This is a genomic window from Paracoccus seriniphilus (assembly GCF_028553745.1).
Classification (GTDB): domain Bacteria; phylum Pseudomonadota; class Alphaproteobacteria; order Rhodobacterales; family Rhodobacteraceae; genus Paracoccus; species Paracoccus seriniphilus.
In genome coordinates this window covers 1,267,697-1,281,604 of the sequence record NZ_CP067129.1, presented here as the reverse complement: position 1 = coordinate 1,281,604, position 13,908 = coordinate 1,267,697, and the positions used below count along the sequence as shown (strand labels likewise).

The window sequence follows — 13,908 nt, the reverse complement described above, 5'->3', positions numbered from 1 at the left end:
CCGCTTTGGACAGGTTTTCATCCTTCAGGCCTGAAAACCGCAGCTTGATCGTATCACGGAACCCTCTTCTTGCCGAATATCTGCGATCCAATTTCATTCAGGCGCTGACCGAAGCGCAACCTAAAGCAGGCTGCGCGGACCGGTATGGGACTGACCGACCAGCCCGGCAAATGGCCTGGCCCCGCCCGTCCGGCGCGGCGCGGCAACCATTACCGTCTCGTCTTCAGGCACACCCCTGCGCAATTGCTCAAGATAGCCCAGCAAGCCGCCGGTGATCAGCCATGTCACCGGGGTGATCGTCGCATTCGGCAGCAGGTCGATCAGATTGACGGCCAGAACCACCGCCACCCCTCCGGCCAGAATGCTGACCTCGCGTCCGGCATGGCGATGAATGCCACCCAGCATGAAGATCGGCAGGCACAACAGGCCAAACTGCGCGATGAAGCCGGCGAATCCTCCGTATCCCATGGCAATCACCCAAAGCCCGTCGGTGGTCGAGACAGTCTCTCCGGTCAAGGGATCATGGATCGAGCTGCGCTCCCATCCTCCCCAGCCGAACAAGGGACGACCCATCGCGTGTTGCAGCAACGCATCTTCATTCTCGAACCTGAATTGCAGGGACTGGGCGCGCTCGTCGGAAATGCGACCGGCCATCTCGACCAGGGTTCCCGTCGGGATCACGTCAAGCGTGCGCAGGATGGGATAGCTGAGGATCAGCACCCCCATCAGCATGGCAATCTGCCCCAGTCTCTTGCCGCTGAGAAAAATCAGCGCGGGCATCATCAACGCCGCATAAAGAAGAGAGGCCATGCTCTTGCACAGGATCAGCACCACCATCAGATAAGCTGCAGCCATATAGTATCGCCGCGCGGTATCGGGTGGTGAACTGCGCCCCAGAACCACGCAGAGCATCGCCGACATCGAGGTCAGGATGGCAATCCATAGCCCGTGCTCCAGAAAGACGATGGGCCTGAAACCGCCCTGCCGCATCATCTGCGCGAAATCGTGCTGGAAGAAGCCATAGATGCGGATATGCAACTGCGGCGACATCCGCACCTCATACAGCATCGGCAACGAATACCACAGCCAGGCGATGACCAGTGCCGTCACCAACTGGCGCAGGGTTGCCGTGTCGCGCAGGAACTCCCGTGCCAACGCCCATATGCACAGAAAGCCAAGCTGCCCCACCAGCATTGAGGCCGCGTCATAGAGGCGCAGCCCCGGCAAGGTCTTCTGACTGTTGATGAAGATGGGGTCGCCATTCGTGATCACCGTCAGGAATGGCGACAGCAGGATCAGGATTGCCAGGAACCGCCCCACCCGTCCTTCAGGCATGAAGGAGATGCGTCGCCCCAGTAGCAGCGTCGCGTAAAGATAGCCGAACAGCGAGGCGATGCTGTGCTTGCTGAGCCCCGGCAAGGCGGGCAGATCCAGCACCATTCCCGCCGGCAGCACCAGATAACCCAGCAGGATCGACCAGATCACCGCAGATTTCGCCGGCATGCGCAGATACATGGCCAGCGTGACCAAGGGCCAGCTGGTCATCATGAGAAATGCGAGACTGTTGGGCATGTGAAAAAATCGCCGGAGAGATGAACTGGTTACATTCCCTTCCTTAGCACATGGGCGGGTTCTGACAAACGCCAACGACTTGTCCAACGCGGTCTAAAGTGCCAGACAATGGTTGGAATGTGATCAGTTTTCAGGCGCAGTGACTCTTTCAGGGCGGCCCACAGTATGAATTTTACCTATGAAGACCACGTCATTCGCGTGAACATGCCCGACCAGCCCAGCCTGATGGAGGAAGTGACCCGGCGATTTCGCGCGCATCAGGGCTTTGCCCTGGCGACCATCAACCTGGATCATCTGGTCAAGCTGCGCCAGGATGGCGGCTTTCGTCAGGCCTATGCGGCACAGGATCTGGTCGTCGCAGATGGCAACCCGATCATCTGGCTGTCCCGCCTTGCCGGAGAATCCCTGGCTCTGGTGCCCGGCTCGGACCTGGTGATGCCGCTGGCCCGGCTTGCCGCCGCCGAAGATGTCCCGCTTGCGCTGGTCGGCAGCACGCCCGAGGCGCTTGAAGGTGCCGCTGCACATATCCGCAAGAATGTGCCCGGCATCACGATCGCCGCCTGCATTGCCCCGCCCATGGGGTTTGATCCCGAATCCGCCGCTGGTGCCGAGGTCCTGCATCAGCTTCGCGACAGCGGGGCGCGGCTGTGTTTCATTGCGCTGGGGGCCCCCAAGCAAGAGCGTCTGGCCGCGCGTGGACGCATCGAGGCACCAGAGATCGGTTTTGCCTCGATCGGGGCCGGTCTGGACTTTCTGGCCGGCAACCAGCAACGCGCGCCGCGATGGGTGCGCCGAATCGCGATGGAATGGGTCTGGCGCATGCTGTCTTCGCCCCGGCGGCTGGCCCCGCGATATGCACGTTGCGCCGCGATCCTGCCTGCCGAGGCAATGAATGCCCTGAAGCAACGTCGCGCGCGCTGACCCCCTATTTGTATTCGATCAGGCGACCATGGCGGCCCCGCAGCCGGTTGAGCCAATATGACAGCACGCCCAGGGCTTCGGGAAATTTTCCCAGCACGGTGAAGAGGGCAACCTCCCAGGATGTGCCTTTCGACAGCCCTCGCCGCGCCGCCAGGCGCAACACCTGCGCCGGATAGATCAGCAGGACCAACAGGGCCAGCGCCGGGGCAATCCATAGCAGAAGAAAGGCCAGAACCGGCAGCACCGCGCCCCAGACCACCGCGCGGCGGGTCTGGGCAACCCAGTGCCGCTCTGGCGGGGCACCATGCAGGGCGGCACCTTCGGCAAAGGCATAGCCGGCGCGGCGGCTGCGTCGCCACCATTGGGAAAACCGGGTCATGGCCGCATCATGCAGGGTCATTTCACCGTCCAGGCGCCATATCTCGCCCCCGGACTGACGCAATCTGACACAAAGCTCGGGTTCCTCTCCGGCGATCAGATCGGCACGATATCCGCCAGCAGCCGCCAAGGCGGACATGCGAAACAGGGCATCCCCCCCGCAGGCCAGCGCCTTGCCAACCGGCGTGTCCCATTCGACATCACACAACCTGTTGTAAACGCTGGCAGCGGCCGCGGATTCGCGCCGGCGCCCGCAAACAGCCACCGCGCGCGGGTTGCTCTTCAGGAAATCCTGCGCCAAAGGCAGCCAAGAACTTCGCAGAACGCAATCCCCGTCAATCATCTGCACGAATTCCGCGGGATCATCCATCTCCAGCAATCGGGCCAGCCCGGCATTGCGCGCCCGGGCGGCAGTAAAGGGCTGGCTCATGTCCAGTTGCACCACCATCGCGCCAGCAGCTTCGGCGGCAAGCAGGCTGCCATCGGTCGAACCGCTGTCGACATAGACGATCCTGCGCACGCCTGCGCGCTGCAGCGAAGCCAGGCATTCGACCAGTCTTTTGCCTTCGTTGCGTCCGATCGCAACTGCATCGATCACATTCGCAGCCAGTCTGGCCGGGTCCACATTCAAATTCGTCATCACGATCTGATTATCCCCTCTGACAGATGGCTATCATCATGATAGTCTGCATTTTACATGTTCTATTGTATAAATTGATTAAGTCACAGCATCTGATAGTTCTGCTGGAGGTCTTTCGTATTTCCGACGATAAAGGTGATTGGGTTACCAGTGATGAATTCTGAAACTCCGCAAACAGCGCAAAAGGCGACCCCTGCCAAGCAGGCGCCGACGAAGGTAGCGCGCTTGCGACTGGATCGCAGCAGCCCTGCGAATGCCTCGTCCAGTGCCATGGATCATGCAAGGCATTGGGCCGAGATAAGGCCCCTGCGCACCGATCCTGCCTCGCTCAAGCGCTACAAGCTGTTTACGGACAGTCGCGATGACGACATCACCCGTCGATTTGACCTGCTGCGCACATTGCTGGCGGGCACATTGGAAGAAAACGGCATCCTGCGTCTGGGGGTTTCGGCACCAACGGAAGGTTCGGGCACATCGTTCATTGCCGCCAATCTGGCGCTGTCCATGGCGCGGCGGCCCAGTGCAAGGGTCGTTCTGGCGGACATGAACCTGCGCAAACCCGGACTGGCGCGCATGTTCGGTGCCAATGCCCCCGGGCCGCTCAGCGAATTCCTGGCGGGCAATCATTCGGCATCAGATCACCTGCGCAGCTATCACGGAAATCTGGCGCTGCTGTTGAATTCACAACCCAGCCAGGGCAGCGCGGAACTGCTGCAGGAACAATCGACCGCCGTTGCGCTGGGAAACCTGCGCCGGAAATTTTCCCCGACGATCGAGATCTACGATCTGCCCCCGATCCTTGGCCGTGACGACACTTTGTCCTTCATGCCGCAACTGGACGGGATCCTGCTGGTAGCAGATGGCACCCGCAACACCGCCGCACAGCTGCGCGAGGCCGAGGAGTTGCTGAATGGCAGAACAAGGCTGGTGGCTGTTGTCCTCAACCGCGGAGAAATCCGAAAGTCACTGAACGATATTGTACAGGGTATTCGCGATCGCTGGTTCCGCGGTCGCAAGAGAAGGTAGTGTTATGGGTAGTCTTGGTTCGATCAGTGATATCATCTCGATGCTGTGGCGGCGGCGCTGGATCATCAGCACGACGGTTCTGGCCGGCGGTGCGCTCAGCTATCATCTGGCCGTAAGCCAGCCACACAGCTATGCCGCTTCGGCCGTCCTGCAGATAGAAACCCCACGCAGCCTTGCCGAAGGCCCTCGCGGAAATGGCGGGATTGCGGCCGGCTACTGGCTGCAACTGGTTCAGGCCCGCCTGATGGTGCGCGACAACATTCTTGCGCTGATCGACAAATATGATCTGTTCTCGGATACCCCCGAAATGTCGGAGGCCCTGAAGGTCGATATCGTGCGCAGCGCGTTCCGGATCGATCCGGTGACCGGCGGACAATATTACGCCAATGCCGAACAATGGCCCGGCGTCTTGCGCGTGACGGCGACCATGCCGACCGCAAAGCTGGCAGCGGATATGGCCAATGAAATGGCTGAAAGTGTCCTGCAGTTGAACTCGACCACCCAGACCGAGCGAGTACAGGAAACGCTAGAGTTCTACAGTCGCGAGGAAGCACGCATTGCGCGCCAGATCGACCAGGTCGAATCCGAAATGGCCGCCTTCCGGAATGAAAATCTGGACGTATTGCCGACAACCCTGGACAACCGTCCGACCGAGATGCGTACCATCGACACCGAGCTGAACAAGATTTCCGGCGACCTGCTTCAGGCGCGCAGCGAATATGACGAGCTTATGAGCCGCAACCCGCTGAGCACTGTCGAACAGCGCAGCGCCGCCCAGCTCAAAGGCCAGATCGATGTCCTTGAAACGCGTCAGAAACAGTTGCAGGACCGCATGGCCGAGATCCGTGCCTCGGGTCAGCGCAGTGTCAATGCCGAGGCGCAGATGGAGGCCTATCAGCGGCGTCTGGTGCAGCTGCGCGAACAACAGGCCGAAATGAGTGGCCGCCGGGCGGCAGCGGAAACCGCACAGCGTCTGGATGCCGAACAGCAGAATGAGCAATTCATCCTGCTGGAAAGTGCCCAGGAGCCTGACTATCCGCTTTCGTCGGGGCGCAAGAAAACCATGGTCTTTGGTCTGGGGGCCTCGATGGGTCTGGCTCTGGTGCTTGCACTTCTGATGGAGCTGCTGAAGCCGGTCGTCAGATCCGCGGGCCAGATGGAGCGAACCTCCGGCCTGCGCCCGGTCGTCACCATCCCCGAGGTCCGCAACGAGCATCAGCGCCAATAGGCGCGGCTGCATCGCTGCGCGAGCGACCGGGACGATCCGATCATCCGGACATATCGAAAGGGCCGCCCCTTCCAGGGCGGCCTTTTCTCACGTTGCCTGAGTGGTCGCGGGTCTTAACAACCGGTGCCCCGCATAACGACACCGAAGGTCCGCAACAGGATGGCCAGATCACTTTTGAACGACAGGTCCTGTTCATAGACATCGTCATACTTGGCGCGCGCCGAAAAGCTCGTCGCGTTGCGCCCTGCGGTCTGCCAAAAACCGGTAATGCCCGGGCGCAGGGCATAGTAGCCGTCACCCTCGTACATCGATTGCTGCTCGGGCAGCATCGGACGCGGGCCGACAAGGCTCATTTCGCCTTTCAGGACGTTCCACAGCTGCGGAAGTTCATCCAGCGAGCTGCGGCGAAGCACGCGACCGAAGCGGGTCACACGCGGGTCATCACGCAGTTTCTGCGTTTCGTCCCATTCCCGTTTGGCCTCGGGATTTTGCTCCAGATAAGCTGAAAGACGCCGATCGGCATCCACCACCATGCTGCGCAACTTCCACATGCGATAGGTTTTGCCATCACGGCCCACACGCTCTTGCGAATAGAAGGGGTTTCCACCATCCCGCATAACAAGAACCGCCAGGACAACAATCAGCGGCAGGACGAAAGGCGCACCAAGCAGGACGAGCAAGATGTCCAGAGGACGCTTGAACACACTGCGATAGAACCAGGGTTTCGAATATCGACCAGATTCCAGGCTCGTACTAGGAACAACGGCAACCATTTGATTTTCCAGCGTCATTATACTCACACCGACTACAGTTGACCTCCCCGGATGACGTTCGTTCTGCAAACAACTGCAAAACACTAAACGAACGCTTCCACCGCCAAAGCCGATAACTTGGCTTCAATTCCCTTGATGAAAGGGGATGTCTTGACCCTTTGGACAATAGCATGTCGGCACGTTTCCGCCCATCGCTAAAGCTTTAATAAACTGCGAAATAACCTGCCTTTTGAGACAGGTCGGGCAGAGTGAAACAATTAAAACAATACGTAAATCAAACTAATTCTTCTTTAGGTTGCATCCAATTTTATTTGTACGTTCATTACATCCTGACAATGGCAAGTTTCCGAATCGCGACCGGTTCGTCGGTGATCTCCAGACATTTTCACATCATGCAAGATTTGGACCACAAACAGAAAAAAGCGCCCCCACCGAAAAAGCGAGGACGCCATGGCCCGTTTCCCGGGCCGTTGATGACGACAGTTCGCAGGCCGCATCCGGGCCCTGTCGAATGGCCTCAGATCTGGCGCTCGGGCATCTGCACCTGCAAGCCGTCCAGTTCTTCGGTGACCTTGATCTGACAGGTCAGTCGCGAACGCACCGGATCGGGTTCATAGGCAAAATCCAGCATGTCTTCTTCCATCGCATCGCGCGGAGGCAGCCGGTCGACCCAGGCCGGGTCGACATAGACATGGCAGGTCGAACAGGCGCAGGCTCCACCGCAATCGGCATCGATTCCGGGGATGCCATTGTCGCGCGCACCCTCCATGACCGTCATGCCGGGACGGACATCAACGTCATGCTTGGTGCCGTCATGCTCGATATAGGTGATCTTTGCCATGCAGTCTTCTTTCCTCATCGCGCGCCCCCAAGGCCGCGTGTTTCTGTCCCCGAGGGGCAGACCTTTCGATCCGCCCCCTTTCTCGCCGTTCCCTGATAGCCGAAATCAGTTCCCGTCGACAATCGGCAGAGCAAGAAAACGAGGCTCGCCTGAACGCCGGATCAAAACCAGCAGCGATTTCCGTCCAGCTTCGCGCGCCTCTTCGATCCGGGCCTCGAGGTCGGACAATGTCGTGACCGGTCGCTGCCCGGCTTCGGTGATGATGTCGCCAGCCAGCAGCCCCTTTTCGGCGGCCGTGCTTTCGGGATCGACGGATTTCACGACCAGCCCCTTGGTGTCGCGCGGCAGCCCCATGTCGTCGGCCAGTTCGGGCGTCAGAACGCCAAGCGTCATGCCCAGCAGATCGCCTTCTCCCGGCTTCACTTGATTTTCATTTTGAGTGCCGCCTTCTGCCAGTTCACGCCGTCCCAGTGTCACGCTGAGGGTCTTTTCCGCGTTGCCACGCTGGACCACGACATCGACTGCCTCACCTACCGGGGCCTCGGCAACGCGGCGAACCAGCCCGCGCGTGTCCTCGACCGGTGCGCCGTCAAACGAGATGATCACATCACCCGGCTTCACGCCCGCATCCTTGGCCGGACCGTCGGGCACATCGGTAACCATGGCGCCATGTTCGCTGGCCAGTCCCAATGCTTCGGCCATATCGGGGGTGACGTCCTGAATCTTGACGCCCAGCCAGCCGCGCCGGGTTTCCCCATATTCCTGCAATTGCTGAACGACCTTGGACACGACATTCGAGGCCATAGAGAATCCGATCCCGATCGATCCGCCATTGGGCGACAGGATTGCCGTATTCACGCCGATGACCTCACCCTTCAGATTGAAAAGCGGGCCGCCGGAATTGCCGCGGTTGATGGCGGCATCGGTTTGCAGATAGTCGTCATAGGTTCCCGACAGCTCGCGGTTGCGCGCCGAGACAATGCCCGAACTTGCGGAAAAACCCTGCCCCAGCGGGTTCCCCAATGCCAGAACCCAATCCCCGACACGAGCCTCGTCGGAATCTCCGAATTTCACGAATGGAATGGCCTCGTCGCCTTCCACTTTCAACAGGGCGACATCGGTATTGGGGTCCGTGCCCACGACCTTGGCCGGCAGGGTCTTGCCCGAATAGAATTCGATCTCGATCTCGTCAGCGCCGTCGATCACATGGTTATTGGTGACGATGAAGCCATCAGCCGAAATCACGAAACCCGATCCCAGCGCGGTCGAGCGGCGTGGAGCGCTGCGTTGCTGCCCGTCAGGTCCGGGGATTCCGGGAAAGCCGAATTCGCGGAACAGGTCCGAAAAGGGGCTTCCTTCGGGGAACATCGGCCCCTGCACCCCGGTCGGAGCCGAAACAACCGATGTGGTGGTGATATTGACCACTGCAGGCGAAACCTGCTCGACCAGATCGGCGAAGCTGTTGGGCATGACATGGGCATCATGTTCCCTGGCAACCTTGGCACCCAGAGGCTGATTGTTATTCGCTGCCTCCTGGGCTTGCTGACTGACCTCGGGCGAAATGTCGGTCGCCGCCTGCTCTGCGGTTGCAAATCCCAGACCAACAGTGACGGCAAGAACTGACGCGGTCAGAAGATGCCGAGGAGAAAGCGTTTTCATGCTGAATGTCCTCTTGTTTCCGGATCGGTAAGCGGGACCCGCAAGCCCCTGAAACTGCCATGATAAGAAAGGGATATCGCGTCGCGTTGCAAATAAAGCACGCTCTCGACAAGTGAACAGATCGTGACAAATGTTGCAGAAACGGGCGGATCCATCGATCCGCCCGTGTCCCAAATCATTCGGTGGCTTCTTCGGCCTCACCAGCTTCCTGCGCGGGCGGCACAACGGCCGAAGGTTCCTGCGGCGGGGTCGCAAGGCTTTCGGGAACCGGGGTCAGCTTGACACCAGCCGAGGCCCCCAGGGGATTGCCATCACGGTCCGTCACTGTTGGCGTCACCAACCCTTCGTCCCCTGCAGAGGCGGCTTCTTCATCGACAACCTCTGAGGTCCCGGCCGGAACCGGCACCGGGGCGGGATTGGCGCGACTTGCTCCATCATCGGACAGATAGCTGAAGAACTGCCCGTCCGGCTGGATCACCATGCTGCTGTTCTCGCCCTTCAGGGCGCGTTCATAAGAGGTCATCGAACGCGTGAAGGCAAAGAACTCGGGATCGCGTCCGAATGCATCGGCATAGATCGCGTTGCGGCGCGCATCGGCTTCACCGCGAACGATCTCGGCCCGCTTCTGGGCTTCCGAGGTCAGTTCGACAACGGTCCGGTCGGCGGCGGCCCGCACACGCTGCGCAGCTTCACCACCGCGGGCGATCTCATCCGCGGCCTCACGCTGGCGCTCGGCCCGCATCCGCGCATAGGTCGCATTCAGGTTCTGCTCGGGCAGATCGGTCCGGGTCAGACGGACGTCGATGATCTCGACCCCCAGCCCGGCGGAATTGTTCCGTGCCTCGTCGCGGATCTGATTCATCAGCGCCGTCCGGTCATCCGACAGGACATTGGTCGACGGCACCGAACCCAGAACCTCGCGAATGGCGGCATTCACGATCGGCTCCAGCCGACCCTGAGCGGCCTGGATGCCGCCCGTGCCAACGGCCTGACGGAAGCGGACCGGATCGGTGATGCGCCAGCGCGCAAAGGCATCCACCACAAGACGGCGGTCGTCCAGCGGCGTCACCTCCAGCGGAGACGTCGGCAGCCCCAGAATGCGGTCGTCATATTTCACCACATTGTCCAGGAACGGAACCTTGACCCCCAGACCCGGCTCTTCCTTGACGGCGACGACGCGGCCAAGGCGCAGCACCAGCGCCTTCTCGCGCTCATCCACGATAAAGATCGAAGCCATCGCCACAACACCGGCAACAATGACGACGGGGACGCCAAGCGCCGTAATGGTCAGTCTACGTCTCGCCATCAGTTCGTCCCTCCGGTCGAGTTACTGCCGTCCGAGCCACCGGAACGACGCAGCTGGTCAAGCGGCAGATAGGGCACAACGCCCGAGCCACCTTCGCCGGTCACGTCATCCAGAATGATCTTGTCGACCCCACCAAGCACTTTTTCCATCGTCTCCAGATACATCCTGCGCCGGGTGACGTCAGGTGCCTTGACATATTCCTCGTAGATCGAGTTGAAGCGCGCGGCCTCACCCTGTGCGGTGTTCACGGCTTCGGCGCGATATCCCTCGGCCTGCTCCAGCATCGCCGCAGCGTCACCGCGGGCCTGTGCCAGCACACGGTTGGCATAGGCATCGGCCTCTTTTTCCAGCCGGTCACGTTCCTGCTGCGCGGCCTGCACCTCGCGGAAGGCATCGATCACCTCGGATGGCGGATCGGCACGGTCAAGGTTCACCCGCACGACGTTGATGCCGGACTGATAGGCGTCCAGCGTGCGCTGCACCGCATCCTTGAGGTCATTGGCAATCGAGCCGCGATCCCGGTTCAGAATGGGCGCCAGTTCCGAACGCGCGATGATGTCGCGCATCGCCGATTCGGAAACCGCGCGGATCGTGTCCGAGGGGTCAGCCAGGTTGAACAGATATTTCTCGGGGTCCGAGATGTTCCAGACAACCTGATACTCCATGTCCACGATATTCTGGTCCCGGGTCAGCATCAGCCCGCTGTCCATCGGGCCCGAACGGCCGGTGCCGATCTCGGTGACACGTTCGTTCGTCACCGGCACCACTTCGGCGGTCACAAAGGGCCAGGGCGCAAAGTTCAGACCCTCGCTGCCCACGGCAACGGCGCGCCCGAACAGGAATTCGACGCTCTTTTCGTTGGTCTGAACGCGATAGAAGCTGGAAAAGGCCCAAAGCGCGACAACAGCCAGACCAGCCACCGCGATGGTCGAACGGTTGAGCGAGAAGCCCGGCCCCGAAGGACGACGTCCGCCACCCCCGCCATTGCGGCCGCCGCCACCGCCGCCACCGCCCATCAGGACGCGCAGCCGCTCTTGCCCCTTTTTCATCAGATCCTCGATCTCGGGCATCTGCTGTTCACCCTGGCCTGGCCGGCGCGGTCCTTTCGGTGGCTCGTCTTCGCCCCAGGGACGATTGGAAGGGCGCCTGCCCCGGTCCTCGTCATCCCCGCCGTTATTTCCGCCACCGCCCCAAGGGCCCTGATTTGCCATTCGTTCGACCTTCTTTCCCTGCCAATTCCGTTTGTTGCAAACTGGGGTCGGAGGAACAAATGTCAACCCTGACCACCGGAATGCAGCGCTAACGGCCCTGTGTCACAGGGCCGCGCCCGGCTTTCGTCTCACTCGTCGCCCTGCGGATGCCGCCGACTTGGATGACGCATGGTCACCAGTTCTTCCGCGGCGGTCGGGTGAACGGCCATCGTGGCGTCGAAATCGGCCTTGGTCGCCCCCATCGTGATCGGGATCGCCGCCAACTGGATCATCTCTCCGGCTTCGGGGCCAAAGATGTGACATCCCAGCACCTTGTCGGTCTCCGGATCGACCAGCAGCTTCATCAGCGAGCGGGTATTGGCCCCGGCAAACATCGAGCGCATTGGCCGGAACACGGCGCTGTAGACGTCAACCGGACCACGCTCGCGGGCCTGTTCTTCGGTCAGGCCCACCGTGCCCAGTTCGGCCGGGCGCAGATAGACGGCGCTGGCCACGATATCGTGACTGACCTTGCGGGCGTTATTGCCAAAGACAGTATCTGCGAAGGCATGGCCTTCTCGGATCGCAACCGGGGTCAGATTGACGCGGTCGGTCACATCGCCCACCGCGAAAATCGAGGGCACCGAGGTCTGCGACCATTCGTCCACCTCGATCGCGCCGTTTTTCTTCAGCCGCACTTCGGTGTTTTCCAGTCCCAGATCACCGGTATAGGGATCGCGACCCGTCGCAAAGAACACTGCGTCAAATTCTTCGTTGCTGCCATCGTCGAAGGAAACGGCCACTCCGCCATCCGTCTTGTCCAGCCGGGTGGGCGACAAGCCCAGACGCAGGTCCACGCCGATATCGCTCAACTGCTGGGTCGCCATTTCACGGGCTTCCAGATCAAAGCCGCGCAGGACCGCATCGCCGCGATAGGCCTGCACGGTCTGAACGCCCAGCCCGTTAAGGATGGTCGCGAATTCGCAGGCGATGAAGCCGCCACCGATCAGCAAGGCACGGTGAGGCAATTTGTCCAGCAGGAACAGGTCATCGGACACCAGGCCCAGTTCCTCGCCCGGGATTCCGATCCTGGCGGGGCGACCGCCCACGGCAATCAGGATGTGCTTGGCGGTGAAGCGGGTGCCATCGGCCAGTTCAACGGTGTGGTGATCGGCCAGTTTCGCGCGCTGATGATGGATTTCGACCCCCGCGCGTTCGGCATTGGTGGTATAGGCCATTTCCAGACGCTTCAGCTCGCTGTCCAGCTTGGCGCGGAACATCGTCCAGTCAAAGTGATGGGCATCGGCATCGCACCAGCCATAGCCGCGCATCTCGTCGGCCATCATCGTCGCGGTCGAAGCAAAGATCATCAGCTTCTTGGGCACGCAGCCGCGGATCACGCAGGTTCCGCCCATCCGGCTTTCCTCGGCCAGACCGACCTTGGCGCCATGTTCACCCGCCGCGATCCGCGCAGCGCGCACACCGCCCGAACCACCGCCGATGACAAATAGATCGTAATCGAAATTCATACTGCGCCAACTCCTTCATTTGCCAGCAGATCGGCATCAATATCCGCATCCCGGTTCAGTTCGATCACCGAACCGTCGCTTTTTCCAATGATTGCAAGGTCACACATGCCCAGGAACAGCCCGTGTTCAACCACGCCGGGAATGGCCGACAGCGCCCGGGCAAGGCGCAGCGGCTCGGCAATCGCGCCCAGTGGCAGATCGAGGATGAAATTGCCTTCATCCGTAACCCAGGGCTCGCTGCCGCGCAGACGTTGCAGAACATCATGATCGCCCAGATCAAGCTTGTGCAGCGCCCGCCGGATCAGCTTGCGGCTGGATTCGAACCCGAATTGCAGCACTTCGACCGGCAGCGGGAAAGCCCCCAACTGATCGACGACCTTGCCCGGATCGGCGATCACGACCATACGATCGCTGGCGGCTGCCACGACCTTTTCGCGCAGATGCGCGCCGCCGCCGCCCTTGATCAGATGCAGGTCGGGATCCACCTCGTCGGCCCCGTCGATGGTCATGTCCAGCCAGCCCAGTTCGTCAAGACTCTCGATCTTCAGCCCAAGGCTCTCTGCCAGTTCGGCCGTGGCTCTGGACGTGGCCGCCATCCGCAGCGACAGGTCTTCATTGCGCACCCGTTCGGCCAGCACCTCGACCATGATGCTGGCGGTCGAGCCGGTCCCAAGACCCAGCTTCATGCCGTCCTGGACAAGGGCCACCGCCGCGCGTGAAGCTGCAAGCTTGGCCGGATCGGTTTGCGTTGATTGGGACATCGTCGGATTCCTCTGGATCTGGATCGGTTTACATATAGGTGATGCAGGACATAAGGGCGAGAGGCAGCGGGCAATTGAAGCGAC

12 protein-coding genes are annotated in these 13,908 nt (G+C 60.9%); 3 read left to right on the top strand and 9 right to left on the bottom strand.

Annotated elements, in window-relative coordinates:
- Nucleotides 1-120 precede the first annotated feature (120 nt).
- On the bottom strand, nt 121-1,572 hold the full coding sequence (locus JHW44_RS06285) for a hypothetical protein (protein WP_179217625.1): 1,452 nt from the start codon (nt 1,570-1,572) through the stop codon (nt 121-123).
- Between the two features lie 165 nt (nt 1,573-1,737).
- Here JHW44_RS06285 and JHW44_RS06280 point away from each other — a divergent pair, with 165 nt between their 5' ends.
- Nucleotides 1,738-2,493, top strand: coding sequence for a WecB/TagA/CpsF family glycosyltransferase (locus JHW44_RS06280; RefSeq protein WP_089342916.1), 756 nt, complete (start codon nt 1,738-1,740; stop codon nt 2,491-2,493).
- 4 nt (nt 2,494-2,497) lie between these two features.
- Here JHW44_RS06280 and JHW44_RS06275 read toward each other — a convergent pair whose 3' ends face one another.
- Nucleotides 2,498-3,511: a glycosyltransferase family 2 protein gene (locus JHW44_RS06275; protein ID WP_089342917.1), complete on the bottom strand. Its 1,014-nt coding sequence runs from the start codon at nt 3,509-3,511 to the stop codon at nt 2,498-2,500.
- A gap of 225 nt (nt 3,512-3,736) precedes the next feature.
- On the opposite strand from JHW44_RS06275, the gene JHW44_RS06270 reads away from it, so the two are divergent.
- Both JHW44_RS06270 and JHW44_RS06265 read left to right on the top strand, forming a co-directional pair.
- A complete protein-coding gene (locus tag JHW44_RS06270) occupies nt 3,737-4,537 on the top strand; it encodes a CpsD/CapB family tyrosine-protein kinase (protein WP_143811430.1) in 801 nt (266 codons plus the stop codon).
- A gap of 4 nt (nt 4,538-4,541) precedes the next feature.
- Nucleotides 4,542-5,765, top strand: coding sequence for a Wzz/FepE/Etk N-terminal domain-containing protein (locus tag JHW44_RS06265; protein WP_089342920.1), 1,224 nt, complete (start codon nt 4,542-4,544; stop codon nt 5,763-5,765).
- 113 nt (nt 5,766-5,878) lie between these two features.
- On the opposite strand, the gene JHW44_RS06260 is transcribed toward JHW44_RS06265, so the two are convergent.
- The 7 genes from JHW44_RS06260 to rpiA form a co-directional block, all read right to left on the bottom strand.
- Nucleotides 5,879-6,556: a sugar transferase gene (locus JHW44_RS06260; RefSeq protein WP_089342921.1), complete on the bottom strand. Its 678-nt coding sequence runs from the start codon at nt 6,554-6,556 to the stop codon at nt 5,879-5,881.
- Nucleotides 6,557-7,055: 499 nt separating this feature from the next.
- Complete coding sequence (locus JHW44_RS06255) at nt 7,056-7,379, bottom strand: 2Fe-2S iron-sulfur cluster-binding protein (RefSeq protein WP_089342922.1); 324 nt, start codon at nt 7,377-7,379, stop codon at nt 7,056-7,058.
- Nucleotides 7,380-7,484: 105 nt separating this feature from the next.
- Nucleotides 7,485-9,038, bottom strand: coding sequence for a DegQ family serine endoprotease (locus JHW44_RS06250; RefSeq protein WP_089342923.1), 1,554 nt, complete (start codon nt 9,036-9,038; stop codon nt 7,485-7,487).
- 175 nt (nt 9,039-9,213) lie between these two features.
- On the bottom strand, nt 9,214-10,329 hold the full coding sequence (gene hflC, locus JHW44_RS06245; protein ID WP_089343265.1) for a protease modulator HflC: 1,116 nt from the start codon (nt 10,327-10,329) through the stop codon (nt 9,214-9,216).
- 14 nt (nt 10,330-10,343) lie between these two features.
- Nucleotides 10,344-11,555 carry an FtsH protease activity modulator HflK gene (hflK, locus tag JHW44_RS06240; protein ID WP_089342924.1) on the bottom strand — a complete coding sequence of 404 codons (1,212 nt, stop codon included), beginning with the start codon at nt 11,553-11,555 and terminating at the stop codon, nt 10,344-10,346.
- 128 nt (nt 11,556-11,683) lie between these two features.
- Entirely contained in the window at nt 11,684-13,063 is a 1,380-nt protein-coding gene (gene gorA / locus JHW44_RS06235; RefSeq protein WP_089342925.1) for a glutathione-disulfide reductase, read from the bottom strand.
- Nucleotides 13,060-13,824 (bottom strand): ribose-5-phosphate isomerase RpiA, encoded by a 765-nt coding sequence (gene rpiA, locus JHW44_RS06230; RefSeq protein WP_089342926.1) that lies wholly within the window; start codon nt 13,822-13,824, stop codon nt 13,060-13,062. Before rpiA ends, gorA begins: the two co-directional genes overlap by 4 nt.
- Between the last annotated feature and the right edge of the window lie 84 nt (nt 13,825-13,908).